The sequence below is a fragment of the Kitasatospora sp. MAP12-44 genome, from assembly GCF_029892095.1.
Classification (GTDB): domain Bacteria; phylum Actinomycetota; class Actinomycetes; order Streptomycetales; family Streptomycetaceae; genus Kitasatospora.
The window spans coordinates 2,796,337-2,812,649 of the sequence record NZ_JARZAE010000004.1 but is presented as its reverse complement, the minus strand read 5'-3'; the positions used below and the strand labels follow the sequence as shown (position 1 = coordinate 2,812,649).

15 protein-coding genes and 2 tRNA genes are annotated in these 16,313 nt (G+C 72.9%); 7 read left to right on the top strand and 10 right to left on the bottom strand.

Going from position 1 to position 16,313, the window contains the following annotated elements:
- Window positions 1–87: 87 nt before the first annotated feature.
- Window positions 88–1,074: a hypothetical protein gene (locus P3T34_RS13205; RefSeq protein WP_280666229.1), complete on the bottom strand. Its 987-nt coding sequence runs from the start codon at window positions 1,072–1,074 to the stop codon at window positions 88–90.
- Window positions 1,075–1,190: 116 nt separating this feature from the next.
- Between P3T34_RS13205 and P3T34_RS13200 the strand changes: the two genes are divergently transcribed.
- Window positions 1,191–1,340, top strand: a complete 150-nt coding sequence (locus P3T34_RS13200; protein WP_280666228.1) for a hypothetical protein — start codon at window positions 1,191–1,193, stop codon at window positions 1,338–1,340.
- 3 nt (window positions 1,341–1,343) lie between these two features.
- Here P3T34_RS13200 and P3T34_RS13195 read toward each other — a convergent pair whose 3' ends face one another.
- Complete coding sequence (locus P3T34_RS13195) at window positions 1,344–2,087, bottom strand: GNAT family N-acetyltransferase (protein ID WP_280666227.1); 744 nt, start codon at window positions 2,085–2,087, stop codon at window positions 1,344–1,346.
- A 652-nt stretch (window positions 2,088–2,739) separates the two neighbouring features.
- On the opposite strand from P3T34_RS13195, the gene P3T34_RS13190 reads away from it, so the two are divergent.
- A complete protein-coding gene (locus tag P3T34_RS13190) occupies window positions 2,740–3,696 on the top strand; it encodes a PAC2 family protein (protein WP_280666226.1) in 957 nt (318 codons plus the stop codon).
- Window positions 3,697–3,762: 66 nt separating this feature from the next.
- Here the strand turns inward: P3T34_RS13190 and P3T34_RS13185 are convergent, their stop codons facing one another.
- Window positions 3,763–5,064 carry an MFS transporter gene (locus P3T34_RS13185; RefSeq protein WP_280666225.1) on the bottom strand — a complete coding sequence of 434 codons (1,302 nt, stop codon included), beginning with the start codon at window positions 5,062–5,064 and terminating at the stop codon, window positions 3,763–3,765.
- The gene (locus tag P3T34_RS13180; protein ID WP_280666224.1) at window positions 5,061–5,666 is read right to left on the bottom strand and encodes a helix-turn-helix domain-containing protein; all 606 of its coding nucleotides are present in this window, start codon (window positions 5,664–5,666) and stop codon (window positions 5,061–5,063) included. Before P3T34_RS13180 ends, P3T34_RS13185 begins: the two co-directional genes overlap by 4 nt.
- A 117-nt stretch (window positions 5,667–5,783) precedes the next feature.
- Here P3T34_RS13180 and P3T34_RS13175 point away from each other — a divergent pair, with 117 nt between their 5' ends.
- The 3 genes from P3T34_RS13175 (at window position 5,784) to P3T34_RS13165 (ending at window position 10,219) form a co-directional block, all read left to right on the top strand.
- A complete protein-coding gene (locus P3T34_RS13175; RefSeq protein WP_280666223.1) occupies window positions 5,784–7,091 on the top strand; it encodes a deoxyguanosinetriphosphate triphosphohydrolase in 1,308 nt (435 codons plus the stop codon).
- A gap of 9 nt (window positions 7,092–7,100) precedes the next feature.
- Window positions 7,101–9,005 (top strand): DNA primase, encoded by a 1,905-nt coding sequence (gene dnaG / locus P3T34_RS13170; protein WP_280666222.1) that lies wholly within the window; start codon window positions 7,101–7,103, stop codon window positions 9,003–9,005.
- 197 nt (window positions 9,006–9,202) lie between these two features.
- Window positions 9,203–10,219: an RNA polymerase sigma factor gene (locus tag P3T34_RS13165; protein ID WP_348534753.1), complete on the top strand. Its 1,017-nt coding sequence runs from the start codon at window positions 9,203–9,205 to the stop codon at window positions 10,217–10,219.
- A gap of 3 nt (window positions 10,220–10,222) precedes the next feature.
- Here P3T34_RS13165 and P3T34_RS13160 read toward each other — a convergent pair whose 3' ends face one another.
- The 5 genes from P3T34_RS13160 to P3T34_RS13140 form a co-directional block, all read right to left on the bottom strand.
- Window positions 10,223–10,858 carry a hypothetical protein gene (locus P3T34_RS13160; RefSeq protein ID WP_280666221.1) on the bottom strand — a complete coding sequence of 212 codons (636 nt, stop codon included), beginning with the start codon at window positions 10,856–10,858 and terminating at the stop codon, window positions 10,223–10,225.
- Window positions 10,855–11,457 carry a sigma-70 family RNA polymerase sigma factor gene (locus P3T34_RS13155; RefSeq protein ID WP_280666220.1) on the bottom strand — a complete coding sequence of 201 codons (603 nt, stop codon included), beginning with the start codon at window positions 11,455–11,457 and terminating at the stop codon, window positions 10,855–10,857. The genes P3T34_RS13160 and P3T34_RS13155 overlap by 4 nt, the downstream gene beginning before the upstream one ends.
- A 179-nt stretch (window positions 11,458–11,636) precedes the next feature.
- Window positions 11,637–13,043: a glutamate decarboxylase gene (locus P3T34_RS13150; protein WP_280666219.1), complete on the bottom strand. Its 1,407-nt coding sequence runs from the start codon at window positions 13,041–13,043 to the stop codon at window positions 11,637–11,639.
- 50 nt (window positions 13,044–13,093) lie between these two features.
- A complete protein-coding gene (locus P3T34_RS13145) occupies window positions 13,094–14,530 on the bottom strand; it encodes an FGGY family carbohydrate kinase (protein WP_280666218.1) in 1,437 nt (478 codons plus the stop codon).
- Window positions 14,531–14,611: 81 nt separating this feature from the next.
- Window positions 14,612–14,905: a hypothetical protein gene (locus P3T34_RS13140; protein ID WP_280666217.1), complete on the bottom strand. Its 294-nt coding sequence runs from the start codon at window positions 14,903–14,905 to the stop codon at window positions 14,612–14,614.
- A 271-nt stretch (window positions 14,906–15,176) separates the two neighbouring features.
- Between P3T34_RS13140 and P3T34_RS13135 the strand changes: the two genes are divergently transcribed.
- A tRNA-Asn gene (locus P3T34_RS13135) sits at window positions 15,177–15,249 on the top strand.
- A 50-nt stretch (window positions 15,250–15,299) separates the two neighbouring features.
- A tRNA-Asn gene (locus P3T34_RS13130) sits at window positions 15,300–15,375 on the top strand.
- A gap of 80 nt (window positions 15,376–15,455) precedes the next feature.
- On the opposite strand, the gene P3T34_RS13125 is transcribed toward P3T34_RS13130, so the two are convergent.
- Complete coding sequence (locus P3T34_RS13125; RefSeq protein WP_280666216.1) at window positions 15,456–16,235, bottom strand: trypsin-like peptidase domain-containing protein; 780 nt, start codon at window positions 16,233–16,235, stop codon at window positions 15,456–15,458.
- Between the last annotated feature and the right edge of the window lie 78 nt (window positions 16,236–16,313).

Genomic DNA, 16,313 nt, shown 5'->3' with positions numbered 1-16,313 from the left:
AGAACCGCCTACGTACAGCAGCCGGGGCGGGAACGGACAATGGCGTCCGCTCCCGCCCCGGCGGCATGTCCGGGCCCGGCAGAGCCGTCAGGCGGCCCGCTGCCAGCTGATCCGCCGGTGCGGGCCGTGCGGACCGGTGGCGAGCAGGCTGCGCAGCTCGCGCAGCACCGGGCCCGGGTCGCTGCGCAGCTGGGTGGGGGTGGCCCGGACCACCGGCAGCCGGGCGGCCTGCAGCCGATTGCCCCGGCTCAGCGTCCGCTCGTAGTCGGCCGGTCGCAGGTGCCAGGCCCGCGAGTCGACCTCCAGTGCCACGCAGGCGTCCGGCCAGTACGCGTCCGGGATCGCCAGGAACCCGCCGTCCAGCATCAGCACCGGGTTCCACAGTGGCTCGGGCAGCCCGCCGGCCCGCAGCACCTCACGCGCCTCGCTCTCGGCGATCGAGTACGTCCCGGCCGTCAGCTCGTCCGCGACCTGCTGGACGTGCGGCAGCGTGGCGGTGGCCGACGGGCCGCCGAGCAGCTTGCCGAGCAGATCGGCGCGCTCGCAGTGCCGCCCCTGCATCGCCTCCGCGCAGAGTGCCCGAAAGCGCCGACCGCTCGTCAGATGCGGCGCCAGGTCGGCCAGTGCGCGGCTCACCCCGACGCTCCACAGCCCGTCGTCCCGCTCGAACCCGGCCGGCATGCCGGGCGCGCGGTGCACCCGCACGAAGTCCCGGCTGGCCACCCGCCGCGCGCCCGGGATCAGCACGTCGATCACCTCCAGGTCGGCCGGATGCCCGGCGCTGGGGAGCCCGGCCTCGGCCAGCACGGCCAGCCCGGTGAGCAGCACGGCCCCCGGGAGCGGCAGCTGCCCCTTCGCCGCCGCGTAGCTGAGCGCGGCCCGCAGCCGCTGATGGGCGGTCAACCGGCCGTTCTGCAGGCAGATCACCCGCGGCAGCACCCGCTGCCAGGGGCCGCCGGGCCGCAGTCGATGCGCGATGGTGCCGGACGGCACCCCGTGCTCGATCAGTTGGGCGCGGGTGACGATGTGCTGCTGGTCGGCGCCGAGCAGCCGGACGGAGTCGATGGCGGTCATGGGGGAGAAGTGCCCGAAGAAACGGTAGGTATGCGAAAGATCCCTCGGATGTGGCTATTCCCAGCGGGTGTTGACCAGGCGCTGAGGGCCAGGGCTCGTACGGCAACGGCGCCGCGGTGCGGGTGGCCCCGGTCCGCGGCGGGGGCTGGCGGCCGGTCGAGGTGCTGGTCGAGGCCCATCCGGCGCGCTTCACCGGCGCCGAGGACGGCGATCTGCTCGCCCGGGTGCTCCGCCACCTGCCGCGCGGGCGGCGGGAGCACCGGTAGCGGCTAGGCCGGGATCAGCGAACCGGCGTGTCTGACGCACTCCTGGTCGAGTTCGCGCCCCATGCCCCGGGGCAGGCGCCGCTCGGGCGCGCTCGGGGCGATGGCGGCGGCGATCCGCAGCTCGATGATGTCCCGGACGGCGGGCCACTCCTCGTCCAGGATCGAGTAGAACGCGGTGCTGCGGACCACTCCGTCCAGGCCCCGGCTGTGCGCCCGGCGGACGCCCTCGCTGGTGGCGCCGAGCCGCTCGATCGCCGCGCGGGAGCGCAGGTTGCGGGCGTCGGCGCGCAGCGAGATCCGCTGCACCCCCCAGGTCTCGAAAGCGTGCCGCAGCATCAGCAGCTTGGCCTCGGTATTGATGCCGGTGCCCTGGGCGAGCGGGGAGAGCCAGGTGCGGCCGATCTCGGCGGCGTCCGGGGTGGCGGTCGCCGGGTCGCCGCTGGGGCCCTGCGGCAGTGGCGGCCAGACCACCGGCCCCTGCCAGTAGTCGAGTTCCAGGAACCGGGTGGAGCCGACCACCAGGCCGTCCGAGGCCCGCACGGTGGCGAAGACCAGGGAGCGTCCGGCGGCCATGTCGGCCTGCGCGGTGGCGATGAACTCCCGCGCGCCGTCCAGGCCCTGGGGGACGGCGGTGAAGGCATACGTCGTGCGGTCCTCGGCGGCGGCCTGGGCCAGGGCCTCGGCGTGCTGCTCGGTGAGGGGCTCCAGCCGAACGGTACGGCCGGTGAGGGTAACGGGAACTGGCACGGAACCTTCGCTCCTTCGGCGGTCGGAGGGTCCCTCGCGCCTGGGGTGTCCGGCGGTCGGGAAGGACAGGTCGCCCCGCTCCGAGGTGTTCCGCCCGTTCCCGCGTACGCCGGAGCATCGGCTGTACGACGGGAGGGGGCGGCCCGGAGACGGGCAGCACGGTGCCGGAGCGGACACGGTTCGCATGGACCGGTCCGGCGGGAAGTGCGGGGGGACAGTGTGTGTCCGCGAAATGGCCGAGGAAGGAACGAGAGCGCGAAGGGAAGCAGGCGGCCAGGTGAAGGCAAGGTGCGGGAATCGTGACTGGCCGTACACGGTTCGGGTCGTGGCCCACGGCGTTACGGACGACGTGGCGACGACGCGACGATGCGAGGCAGCGAGAGGACGATACCTGCCTTGGACGCGTGCGTCACTTCGCGGCGCGCCATTGGGGGCGCGAGTGGGCCGCCGGCACGCCACTTCGTTCGACAGGGGTCCTCTGACCAGGGGTTATCCAGCGGCCGGGGTGATCGAGATGAGATGATTTCTTTCCCGGCGGGAATGTCGGCGCTCTGCGGCACGCTGCAGATGGCGGGGCCGTTGGCGTAGCAGTAGCGTCGCGGGTCCGCAGACCGGCTGACGATGGACCGACGAGAAACGGGTTGGGTGCGCGGTGCGCGACTTCGAAGCGCTGTACGAGCTTGAGCCGCAGGGTGTTGCGGCGGTGACCGCCGCGAACTCGGCCGTGTCCCAGGACCACGGCGGACCGGACGGCGGCCTGGTGCTGCTCTACCACTTCGACGGCTTCATGGACGCCGGCGAGGCCGGCGGCCAGGTGATGGCCCACCTGCTGGAGGAGGGCAGCCCCGTGGTGGTCGCCCGCTTCGACCACGACCGCCTGGTGGACTACCGCGCCCGCCGCCCCGCGATGACCTTCGACCGCGAGAGCTGGACGTCCTACGAGCCGCCCGAGATCCTGCTGCAGCTGGTCCAGGACGCCACCGGAGCGCCGTTCCTGCTGCTCACCGGCCCGGAGCCGGACGTCGAGTGGGAGGCCTTCGCCGGCGCCGTCCGCCAGCTGGTGGAGCGTTTCGGGGTGCGGCTGACGCTGGACTTCCACGGCATCCCGATGGGCGTCCCGCACACCCGCCCGGTGGGCCTCACCCCGCACGGCAACCGGCTCGACCTGGCCGCCGGCTACCCGCAGTGGTTCGAGCAGGCCCAGGTGCCCGGCAGCGCGCAGGCGCTGGTGGAGTACCGGCTCGGCGAGGCGGGCCACGACGTGCTCGGTTTCGCCGTGCATGTGCCGCACTACGTCGCCCGCTCCGCCTACCCGGCGGCGGCCGTGCTGATCCTGGAGGCCACCCAGTCGGCCACCGGCCTGGTGCTGCCCGGCCACGAGCTGCGCGAGCGGGTCGGCGAGGTCTACGCGGACATCGAGGAGCAGCTGGCCCAGGGCGACGGCGAGCTGCGCTCGGCGATCCGCGGCATGGAGGGCCAGTACGACGCGGTGGCGGGCGCGGAGAGCCGCGAGAGCCTGCTCGCCGACTCCACCGAGCTGCCCTCGGCCGACGAGTTGGGCCGCCGCTTCGAGGAGTTCCTCGCCGAGCACGAGCGCGGCGCGGAGTAGCGGTAGCGGGGTAGCGGGGTAGCGGGGTAGCGGGGTAGCGGGGTAGCGGAGGAGCGGAGCAGGGGGTCAGCGGGCCGTCGCGCAGGCGGTGCGGTCCGCGACCGCGGGGGTGAGGGTCAGGGTGAGCCCGGTCGGCAGGTCGCGCAGCCCGCGCAGCGGGGAGAACCAGAGGATTCCGGCGGCCAGCGGCACGGCGGCGGTGGCCACCCACATCGCCGCGCGCAGCCCCAGCAGAGCCGCCAGCGAGCCGCCCGCCAGCGCGCCCAGCGGGATCGTCCCGTAGTTCAGGAAGGCGCTGCCGGCGGTCACCCGGCCGAGCAGTTCGGCGGGGCAGTAGCGCTGCTGGAAGGTCGAGCGCAGCACGTTCCCGGCCACCACTCCCGCCGACACCGCGAAGCCGCCGACCAGGTAGCAGAGCACCCCGGCGCCGCCGGTGGTGAGCGGGATGAGCAGCACCAGCACGGGCAGCCCGAGCAGGAAGAAGAGCGTCGCGCGAGCCGTGCCGATCGCCGCGCCGACCCGGCGGGCCAGCAGCGCGCCGACCACCCCGCCGACGCTCGCCAGGCCGATCACGGCGCCGATCGCGCTCTGCGGCAGGCCGGCCTGCTGGATCAGGAAGACCACCAGGATCGACTGGTAGGCCGTCAGCGCGAGGTTGGAGCTCGCGCCGTACAGGACGAAGCTGCGCAGCCAGCGGTCCCGGGCCACCCAGCTCAGGCCCTCGCCGACCTCTTTCAGCAGGGTCCGGCCGCGGCGCTGGGCGGGGTCGGCGAGGGGCTCGCGGTGGCTGATCCGGGCGGTGCAGAGCAGCGAGACCAGGAAGGTCACGGTGTTGGCCAGCAGGCTGTCGACCGCGCCGAACGCCTGGGCGATGGAGCCGCCGGTGCCCAGGCCCACGATCTGCGCGGCCGAGGCGCTGCCCTGCAGTTTGGCGTTGCCCTCGGCGCGGTCGGGCTCGGCCACCAGGCCCGGCAGGTAGGCGGTGTAGGCGGTCTGGAAGAAGACCGCGCAGGCGCCGGCCAGCAGGGCGACGACCAGCAGTTGGGCGAAGGAGAGCCGGCCGAGGGCGGCGGCGACCGGGACGGTCAGGAAGAGCAGCAGCGAGCCCGCGGAGGCCGCCATCATGACCGTGCGACGGCGCATCCGGTCCACCCAGGCGCCGACCGGCAGGCCGATCAGCAGCCAGGGCAGCCAGCTCGCCATGGTCAGCAGGCTGACTCGGAAGGCTCCGGCGTGCAGGGTGGTGGCGGCGATCAGGGGTAACGCGAGGCCGGTCACGGAGGAGCCGAACTTGCCGGCCACCTCGCCGGTCCAGAGCAGGCGGAAGTCGCGGTTGCGGTGCAGCAGGCTGCGGCGGTCGGCGGTCATCGGGTCTCGGTGTCCTTCGGCTTGGCGGGCATCGACTGGAGCTGGATGAAGACGGGCCGGGCGTCCGGGTCGGCGGGCGCGTCGGCGGCGGGTACGTGGCGCTCGATCACGGCGAGCAGTTCGGCGTTGAGCGCCTTGAGCTGGTCGGCGGTCATCCGCACGTCGGACCAGTCGGCGAGGGTGCCGGAGCCGGCCCAGGTGCCCTCCGGGTGGACCGTGAGGGCCTCGGCGACGCGTCGGAACTGCTGCTCCAGGTACTGCTGGTGGTAGAGCGAGAGGGCCTGCGCGGTCTGCGGATCGGCGCGCAGCAGGGCGCTGTCGACCACCCGCTTCTCGCGCACCGCGCGCCACCAGCGCTCGCGCTTGGTACCGCGGCCCTGCTCCTCCTCGATGTAGCCGTGCTCGGCGAGGTGGCGCAGGTGCCAGCTGATCGTGCCGGTGCTCTCACCGAGGCGGTCGGAGAGCCGGGCGGAGGTCGCCGGTCCTTCGTCGGTGAGCTGCTCCAGGATCCGCATCCGTAGGGGGTGGGCCAGTGCGCGCAGGCTGCGGGCGTCGACCGTTCGGGCCGGGCGGGCGGCGGGCTGCTCGGTGCTGTCGTCCATGGGAAGACCGTAGCGTGCAGAGAGTTCTCTGCATAGATGTCTCTGCAGAGAACTCTCTGCATCTTCTTCCGTGCCGCGCCCCCGGGCTGTCGCACGGGCGGCGTACGGTGGCGCTATATGGACGACACCGCGTATCCGATCGACCCCGACCCGACCGACGTGCGGCACGCCGAGGCCCGCTGGGTGCCAGAGCCCGACAAGCGGCCGGGCCGCACGGCCTTCCAGCGCGACCGCGCACGCGTCCTGCACTCCGCGGCCCTGCGCCGGCTCGCCGGGACCACCCAGGTGGTCGCCCCGATGCGCAGCGACTTCCCCCGCACCCGGCTCACCCACTCGCTCGAATGCGCCCAGGTCGGGCGGGAGTTGGGAGCGGCCCTGGGGTGCGACCCGGACCTCGTGGAGACCGCCTGCCTGGCCCACGACATCGGCCACCCGCCGTTCGGCCACACCGGCGAGCAGGCGCTCGACCAGGCCGCCGAGGGCTGCGGCGGCTTCGAGGGCAACGCCCAGTCGCTGCGCATCCTGACCAGGCTGGAGCCCAAGCGCTTCGCCCCGCTCGACGGCAGCCCCGCCGGGCTCGCCCCCTGGCCCGGGCGCAGCGTCGGCCTCAACCTGACCCGGGCCGCGCTGGACGCCGCCACCAAGTACCCGTGGGCCCGCGGCGGCCACCCGGTCGACCCGGCCTCCTCCAAGTTCGGCGTCTACACGGACGACCTGCCGGTCTTCCACTGGCTGCGCTCGGGTACGCCGCAGGACCGCAAGTGCTTCGAGGCGACCGTGATGGACTGGTCGGACGATGTCGCGTACTCCACCCACGACGTCGAGGACGGGCTGCAGGCGGGCCATATCGACCCGGCGGCGCTGCGCAGCGGTGGCGAGCGCGCCGAACTCTTCAAGGTCGCCGAGCGGTACGCACCGGACGCCGAGCCGGAGGAGTTCGGCGAGGCGCTGGACCGGCTGCAGGCCGAGGAGTGGTGGCCGGGCGGCTACGACGGCTCGGCGCGGGCCCGGGCCGGCCTGAAGGACCTCACCAGCCAGCTGATCGGCCGCTTCTGCCTGGCCGCCGAGCAGGCCACCCGGGAGCGCTACGGCCCGGACCGGCTCACCCGCTACGAGGCCGAGCTGGTGGTCCCGCGCGGCGTCCGGGTGGAGTGCGCGGTGCTCAAGGCGGTGGCCGTGCGCTACGTCATGCAGCGCGACGAGCAGGCGCAGCTGCGTTCGCGCCAGCGGATCGTGATCGCCGAGCTGGCCGAGCAGCTCACCCGGCGGGCCCCCGAGGGCCTGGACCCGGTCTTCGCGGCGCTCTACCAGGAGGCCGAGGACGACCGCGCCGCACTGCGCGCGGTGATCGACCAGATCGCCACCCTGACCGACGCCTCCGCGCTGGCCCTGCACGCCCGGTTGACCGGTGCGGCGAAGCCGTAGACTTCCGAGGTGGCCGGGCGGATCAGGGACGAAGATGTACAGGCAGTGCGAGACGCGCTGCCCATTGACGTGGTGGTCGGCGACTACGTCCAGTTGACCGGCGGTGGCGGGGGAGAGCTCAAGGGCGTCTGCCCGTTCCACGACGAGAAGTCGGCGTCCTTCTACGTCAACCCGAGCAAGGGCTTCTTCCACTGCTTCGGCTGCCAGGAGAGCGGTGACACGATCACCTTCCTGATGAAGATCGAGCACTTCTCGTTCGCCGAGGCCGTCGAGCGGATGGCGACCAGCGCCAACATCACGCTGCGCTACGAGGAGGGCGGCTACAGCCAGCGCCACCAGCCGGGCGAGCGGACCCGGCTGGTCGAGGCGCACAAGGTCGCCTCGGCCTGGTACCAGGAGCAGCTGACCACGCCGGAGGCCGAGCTCGGCCGCACCTTCCTTGCCGAGCGGGGCTTCGACGAGGCGGCCGCCGCGCACTTCGGCGTCGGCTACGCGCCGGCCGGCTGGGAGCACCTGGTGCGCTACCTGCGCGGCAAGGGCTTCAGCGACAAGGAGATCCTGCTCGGCGGCCTGGCCTCGCAGGGGCAGCGCGGCGGGCTGATCGACCGCTTCCGCGGGCGGCTGGTCTGGCCGATCCGGGACACCGCCGGCGAGGTGGTCGGCTTCGGCGCGCGCCGGCTGCGCGAGGACGACAACGGCCCCAAGTACCTGAACACCCCCGAGACGCCGATCTACAAGAAGTCGCAGGTCCTCTACGGGATCGACCTGGCCAAGAAGGAGATCGCCAAGAGCGGCCGGGCCGTGGTGGTCGAGGGCTACACCGATGTGATGGCCTGCCATCTGGCCGGCGTGACCAGCGCGGTGGCCACCTGCGGCACGGCCTTCGCCGAGGACCACATCAAGATCATCCGTCGGCTGCTGATGGACACCTCGCAGTACCGCGGTGAGACGGTCTTCACCTTCGACGGCGACGCGGCCGGCCAGAAGGCCGCGCTGCGCGCCTTCGAGGACGACCAGAAGTTCGCAGGGCGCACCTCCATCGCGATCACCCCCGGCGGCATGGACCCGTGCGAACTGCGGCTCGCGCAGGGCGACGAGGCGGTCCGCGAGCTGATCGCCAACCCCGTCCCGCTCTTCGAGTTCGCGCTGCGCTCGGCCGTCGCGCGCCACCGGGTGGATGCCGCGGAGGGCCGCGCGGCGGCGCTCGAGGAGGCCGCTCCGATCGTCGCCAAGATCAAGGACCCGTCCATCCGGCACGAGTACGCCGTCCAACTCGCCGGTCTGCTGGGCATCCTGGACGAGCAGTTCGTGGTGCGCCGGATCGGCCAGATCGCCCGCTGGCAGCGCGAGGCCCCCGCGAACGGCCGCGGCCAGAGCCTGCGGCGGCCCGAGCCGCAGCAGCCGGCGCCCGCTCAGCGCCCGGCCTACCGGCTCGACCCGCGCGACAAGAGCCAGTTCGTGGAGCGCGAGCTGCTCAAACTCGCCATCCAGTACCCGGACTTGGTGAGCCCGGCCTTCGACCAGTACGGCGAGGACGAGTTCCCCACCCCGCCGTACGCGGCGGTCCGGCGGGCGGTCGGCAAGGCGGGTGGCACGGTCCACGGCGCCGGCCTGCAGGACTTCGTCGCGACCATCCTGGACGTCGCCGACAATGACCATGTCCGGGCCCTGGTGACCGAGTTGACCGTGGAGCCGATCCGCACCCGGCGCAAGCCGGACGAGGTCTACGCGGGCGAGTTCCTGGTCAACCTGCGCCGGGCCTCCGTGCAGCGCCGGATCGACGAGGTCCGTGCCCAGCTCCAGCGGCTCGGAAACCGGCCGGACGCCGGGCAGTTGACAGCCGTGCAGCAGGAGCTCTGGGCGCTCCAGCAGTACGACGCGGGCCTGCGGACCCGGGGCGCGGCCGGGCTCTGAGCCGGTCGCTGAGCCCGTCGCTGAACCGAACTCCGGCCGGCGGGTGGCAGAAAATCACCGCACGACTCTCGGCTCGCGCGTGTGGCGTACCCCACACTGAGGGTGTCTCAGTCCGTACAGGTCGGGCCCGCGCGGCCCGCGGAGGGGTGGGTCCCTTGGAGATCGCCGCCACCCAGGACGCCGAAGCCGAGGAGGAGGTGGCCGAGAGACCGGACGGCGAGCCCGCGCCCGCCGCCCTCGTCGAGTTCGAGGCCGAGTCGGTCGACCCCGACGACGACGGCCCGCTGCTGAGCGAACCACCGGGCCCGGCAGCCGACTTGTTCCGCCAGTACCTGCGAGAGATCGGCCGGATCCGGCTGCTCACCGCGGCCGAGGAGGTCGAACTGGCCCGCCAGGTCGAGGCCGGGCTCTTCGCCGAGGAGTATCTGCACGACCACGGAGTGCCCGAGGGCCGACTGGCCGACGACCTGGACCACCTGGTGGTGCTCGGCCGGATCGCCAAACGCCGTCTGATCGAGGCGAATCTGCGCCTGGTGGTCTCGGTGGCCAAACGCTACGTCGGCCGCGGGCTGACCATGCTCGACCTGGTCCAGGAGGGAAACCTCGGCCTGATCAGGGCAGTTGAGAAGTTCGACTACGCCCGCGGTTACAAGTTCTCCACCTACGCGACCTGGTGGATCCGGCAGGCGATGAGCCGCGCGCTGGCCGACCAGGCCCGCACCATCCGGGTGCCGGTGCATGTGGTCGAGCTGATCAACCGGGTGCTGCGGGTGCAGCGCCGGATGCTCCAGGACCACGGCACCGAGCCCACCGCCGCCGAGGTCGGCCAAGCGCTGGAGCTCACCGAGACCAGGGTCCGGGAGATCCTGCGGCTCGCCCAGGAGCCCGTCTCCCTGCACACCCCGATCGGCGAGGAGGACGACGTCGCCCTCGGTGACCTGATCGAGGACGCCGACGCCGCCTCCCCGGTGGAGAGCGCCGCCTTCCTGCTGCTGCGCGAGCACCTGGAGGCCGTCCTGTCCACCCTCGGCGAGCGCGAGCGCAAGGTGGTCGAGCTGCGCTACGGCCTGACCGACGGCCGCCCGCGCACCCTGGAGGAGATCGGCGCGCTGTTCGGCGTGACCCGCGAGCGGATCCGCCAGATCGAGTCCAAAACCCTCGGCAAACTACGCGGTCACGCCTTCGCCCAGCAACTGCGCGGCTACCTGGACTAGGGCTCAGGGGTTCGCGCTGTGGTCAGGTACGCAGGTCGGGACCGTCCAGTAGACCGCCATCCCGAAGGGGCCCGACCTGGACCGCCCCGGGGGGACCTCCAGCACCAGCGTCGACCCGGGCGGCATGGTCTGCGGGGTGAGCCGCACCGCGAAGCTGCCGTCGGAGGAGGTCACCAGGCTCTGCCGCAGGATCTCGGGTGGCACCGCACCGCCGTCGGCCGCGCCGTGCGCCTTCAGGTAGGCCAGCACCGGATCCGGCACCGGCACGCCGTCGGCCCGCGGGCAGCTGCTGGGCGAACTCTCCTGCAGCACCACGAACGGGATCCCCCGGGAGGCCAGGTCCTTCTGCAACCTGGGGATCCCGTCCCGGTTGAAGAGCTTGACCAGGATCTCGCCGTCGGCCCCCCTGGTGACCGCATAGGCCGCCGACCCCGGCGAGGTGTCGTGCCCCAGCACCGGGTAGGCGACCAGACCCGCCGTCAGCACCGCCAGGGCGCCCGCGGCCGGCAGCATCCGGGGCCGCCGGGCCCGGGTCGTCCGGAAGCGGGCGGGCGCGGCGGTTGGTGTGGGCCGAGCCGCCGCGAGAAGGGCGAGCTGCTCCCCGAGCCGCTCCTGGAATGCGCCGGGCCTGTCGTTCATCGTGCAACCTCCAACTGCGGTACGGGGACAGGGCCGGGGTCGGTCTGCGGAGCCCCCAGCAGCCGGCGCGCCCGGTGCAGCCGGACCCGGACGGTGGTGTGGGTGATGCCCAGCGCCTGGGCGGTCTCCGCCGTGCTCAGACCGTCCAGCGCCACCAGGTCGAGGACGGCGCGCAGCGGCTCGGAGAGCGCGGCATGGCGGTCGGCGAGCGCGCGGACGGCCTGCTGGGCGTCGATCCGCTCCTCCAGGGCGGCGATGTCCTCGTCGTCCAGCAGCCGGCGCCCGCTGAGCCGCGCGACGGCGCCCTGTTCGCGGGTCCGTCCTCGGGCGTGGCCGGCGATGACGTTGCGGGCGATCCCGTACAGCCAGGCGATCGGCGCGCCCCGGTCCGGGCGGTAGCCGTCGGCGGCCTCCAGCGCGGCGACGAAGATGTCCGCCGTCAGATCGGCGGCCAGCTGCGGGTCGGCGACCCGGCGGGTGACGAAGCCGAGGACGGCGTCGACATGGTCCCGGTAGAACGCCCCGAACTCCTCAGGGCCGGTGATCCCGGCCGGGGGATGCCCGCGCTCACGTCCATTGCTGCGCTCTCGTCCGAGCACGGCGGCCTCCTGTCCGAGGGACCCTGGCTGGGTCCCCTCACTCGTACTTGGCCGCAGGACGGAAAACCGTTTCATCCGATCAGTCAGCCTTCGATCAGTCGACCAGGTCGACTGATCGAAGGCTGACCGCCAGCCAGAGCGCCGGCCCCACCCCCTGCAAGGTCAGCCGCGGGGAGTGGCTAGTGGTGGAAGCCGGTCCGCGGGGCGATTCCGATGTCCTTCAACGGCTTGGACTGGAGCTGGAGTTCGGGCAGCAGCCGGGCCAGGTCGTCGAGCAGCAGGTCGGCCAGGTCGGTGGTGAAGCCGTTGCGGCAGACCACCCGCAGCACCGAGAGGTCCGTCCGGTTCTCCGGGAAGCTGTACGCGGGCACCTGCCAGCCGCGCTCACGCAGCCGCCGGGACACGTCGAAGACGTCGAAGGCGGTCACGTCGTCCGTCACCGTGAAGGCGAAGACCGGGAGTTCGTCGCCACGGGTGATCAGCCGGAAGGAGCCGAGCGCCTCGATGCGGGCCGCCAGGTACTGGGCCACCTCGCGGCAGGACTGGTGCACCGCGCGGAAGCCGTCGTAGCCCAGCCGCAGGAAGGTGTAGTACTGCGCGACCACCTCGGCGCCGGGGCGGGAGAAGTTCAGCGCGAAGGTCGGCATGTCGCCGCCCAGGTAGTTGACCTTGAAGACCAGCTCCTCGGGCAGTGCCTTCTCGTCCCGCCACAGTGCCCAGCCCACGCCCGGGTAGACCAGGCCGTACTTGTGCCCGGAGGTGTTGATCGAGGCGACCCGCGGCAGCCGGAAGTCCCAGACCAGATCGGGGTCGAGGAACGGCGCGACCATGGCCCCGGAGGCGCCGTCCACATGCACCGGGATGTCCAGGCCGGTGCGCTGCTGCAGGTCGTCCAGCGCGGCGCAGATCGCCTGGACCGGTTCGTACGAGCCGTCGAAGGTGGAGCCCAGGATGCCCACCACCCCGATGGTGTTCTCGTCGCAGAGCGCCGCCGCCTGCTCGGCGCCCAGGTGGAACCGCTCGCCCTCCATCGGCGCGGTGCGCGCCTCGACCTCCCAGAAGTTGCAGAACTTCTCCCAGCAGACCTGCACGTTGACGCCCATCACCAGGTTCGGCCGGGCGCCGGCGTCGTAGCGGGCCTGGTTGGCGCGCATCCAGCGGCGCTTGAGGGCCAGGCCGGCCAGCATGCAGGCCTCGCTGGAGCCGGTGGTGGAGCAGCCGACGGCCGCCTCCGGGTCGGGCGCGTGCCACAGGTGGGCCAGGATCGCCACGCAGCGCCGCTCCAACTCGGCGGTCTGCGGGTACTCGTCCTTGTCGATCATGTTCTTGTCGAGGCACTCCGCCATCAGCGCCTGCGCCTGGACCTCCATCGAGGTGGTGACGAAGGTGGCCAGGTTCAGCTTGGCGTTGCCGTCCAACATGAGTTCGTCGTGGATCAGCTGGTACGCGGTGTGCGGGGGGATCGGCCCGGTCGGCAGCTGGTGTTTGGCCGGGGCCAGGTTCATCGCGCCCAGCGGATCGGCCTCCCCCAGGAACGCGTTGACGGCCAACCGGTGGTCCCCGCTCTTGCCTCGGTGCAGCGCCATGCCAGGATCGCCCTTCGTCGGGGGAGTGCCTTCAAGTGACGCTGGTCACGCTAATCGCGCTCGGCGAGCTCCGGGTGGACCTGGTCGCGGACCACGCCGTATTGCTGGCGCACAGCCTTGCCGAAGGGCTGGCCCGGGTCCGGCTCGATGACCGTGACCTCCGGCAGCTCCCAGTGCGGCGGCTCGGCGGTGCCGGCCAGCGCCCAGGCGGCCTGCCGGGCCGCGCCGCGCGCCGCGTAGTCGCCCGGTGGCGGTATCACCACGGGGGTGTCGAAGACCAGCGGCGCGATCACCCGCACCGCGGGCAGCCGGCCGACCGCGCCCAGCAGGATCACCCGGCGCACCGCGACGCCCTTGGCGCGCAGCGTGTCCAGCGCGTCCGCGACATTGCAGAGCATCCCCTCGACGGCGGCCCGGGCCAGGTGCTCGGGCGTCATCGACTCGCGCCGAAGGCCGCTCACGCTGCCCGCCGCGTGCGGCAGCTTCGGGGTCCGCTCGCCGTCCAGGTACGGCAGCAGCACCACCCCGTACGCGCCGGGCGAGGAGCGCAGCGCGAGCTCGCTCAGGCCCTCCAAGTCCCGTCCGAGCAGGTGCGCGGTGGCCCGCAGGACGCCGGCGGCGTTCAGCGTGCCGACCATCGGCAGGTGGTGGCCGGTCGCGTCGGCGAAGGAGGAGACCGTGCCGCTCGGGTCCACCACCGGCTGGTCGTGCAGGGCGAAGATGGTGCCGGACGAGCCGAGCGAGACGACCGCGTCGCCCGGACCGAGGCCGAGGCCCAGCGCGGCGGCCATGTTGTCGCCCGTCCCGGCCGAGATCAGCAGGCCCTCGGGGGTGTGTCCGGCGGGCTCGGCGGGGCCGAGCACCTCGGGCAGCCGCATCAGCTCGTGGCCCAGCGCCAGCTTGATCAGGTCCTGCCGGTACTCGCCGGTGATCGGGGACCAGTAGCCGGTGCCGGAGGCGTCGCCGCGGTCGGTGGTGCGTCGCTGGGGGTGGCCCAGCAGCTGCCAGACCAGCCAGTCGTGCGGCAGCAGCACCTCGGCGATCCGGCGGGCGTGGGCGGGCTCGAACTCGGCCAGCCAGCGCAGCTTGGCGATGGTGTAGGTGGCGGCCGGAACAGCGCCGATCGCCTCCGTCCAGGCCGCCGGGCCGCCGAGCGCGTCCACCAGCGCGGCGGCCGCGCCCGAGGAGCGCGGGTCGGTCCACAGCAGCGCCGGGCGGACCAGCACGCCGCCCGCGTCCAGGCCGATCATGCTGTGCTGCTGTGCGGAGACGCCGATCGCGCGGACGCCCTCCAGCAGGCCGCCGGCCGCCGCGTCGCCCAGCGAGTGCAGCCAGGCCTGCGGGTCGGCCTCGGTGGATCTCGCCTCGGGCGCCTCGGACACCGGGTGCGGGGCCTTGCCGGAGCGGAGGACGGCACCGGTGTCCGCGTCACACGCGACGATCCGGGTGCGAAGGGTCGAGCTGTCGATGCCCGCAACGATGGCCATGTTAGAGATCATGCCTCAGTCGGGGGTGCCGCCGGAGCCGCTCGGGGCAAGTGTTGCCCAGTCGGTACCGGGTCTGTTGGTCTAGGGGCGTACGGTGCCCCAGCTGTCGTCCTCGTCCTGCCTGCGGTTGAAGCAGGACACCCGGTCGGTGAGCGCGTTCGGCAGCCGGTCGCCGACCCGGTCGGTCACCGCGCAGGCCGCCTTTCCGGCCGCCGAGCCGGCCGTCCGCTTGGCCCGCTCGGTGGCCTCCTGGACCTTGGGATGCTCCGCGATCCGGTGCGCTGTCGTGGCGATCTGCTCGTAGCGTTGACGACCGGCCCTGGCCCCCAGGACGTAGCCCGCCGTGACCCCCACGATGAACGTCAGCTTCCACATACTCGGCCTCCACCCTCTCGCGCGGCCCTTGCCGCGATGCCCTACCCGTCCCGGCGCCCGGCGAACCGCCCGCCGCTCGGCGCGTCCTTCCAGCATCCCCGGCGGGCGACCGGGCCGCCCGCCGGGCGCGCCGAGCGGAGCAGGTCAGGCGCCCTGCGGTGGCCGGCCCGCGAAAGCGATTGGCGGACCACCCCCCTGAGTGCGCTAATGTATGTCCCGCAGCGAACGCCGAGGCCCGGGAGACCGGGGACCACCGAGGCAGCCAGCTCAATCCCGCATAGCTCAATTGGCAGAGCAGCCGACTGTTAATCGGCAGGTTATTGGTTCGAGTCCAATTGCGGGAGCCCAGAGAGGTGTCCCGGCCTTCCCGGCCGGTACCACCCTGGATGAGCGGTCCCGCATAGCTCAATTGGCAGAGCAGCCGACTGTTAATCGGCAGGTTATTGGTTCGAGTCCAATTGCGGGAGCCAGCACTGAACGCCCCTCGGTCCGCCGGGGGGCGTTCTGCGTTCCCCGCGCCTGCGACGCCGGGGGAAGCCGAGGAAGCCGGTCAGCTGATCGCCTCGCGGTAGAGGGCGGAGACCCGGTCGTCGAAGCTGACGCTGTACGAGACGTCCGGGGTGTCCCCGCCCGCCTGGTAGCCGCCGATCACGCCGACCACGGTGCCCAGGCCGGTGGCCGGGTCCACGTCGGTCAGCCAGGGGCTGCCGCTGGTCCCGTCCGAGAAGGCGCCGCAGTCGAAGCGCTCCTGGGTGGAGCTCTGCGCCGTGGTGCGGGTGCTGCAGGTGATCGGCTCCTCGCGGGTGAACGGGTAGCCGGTGACGGTCACCGGCAGGTCGAAGCCGAGGTTGAGGCCCAGGCTGTTGCCGCCGAGGACGTCCTCGATCTGCTCGCCGTCCAGCGGCCGCACGTGCAGGAACGCGACGTCGTACTCCGGATCCTCGCTCTCCTCCCAGTGCGGGTCGGTGGTGATCCGGTCGACCGTCCAGCTGCCGTGCGGGGACGTGCCGTTGCGGTAGCCGGGCACGAACGTCAGGCCCTCCGCCGGGCCGGAGATCTTGCTGAAGACGCAGTGCGCCGCCGTCACCAGCAGATCGCGCCCGGGACTGTCGATGACGCTCGCCGTGCAGGCCCGGGTCGGGCTCTGCGAGCCGTTCTGCGGGGGCAGCGTGAGGACGCCGATCCGGTTGCTGGCCGCGCCGAGCGGTGCGGTGACCGCGGTCAGGCCGGCCGGCTCGGGATCCGGCTTCTGCGTGCTGCAGCCCGCCGCCGCCAACACGGCGGCCAGCGCGGCCACGAGCTTCAGGCCCCCGTACCCCCGCAGGAGCATCCGCTGCCCGCCTCTCGGTCCTCGCTGTGTGCGTCCGGAGCAATGATCTACCAGCTTCGGGGTGTCCGGCGCCAGACG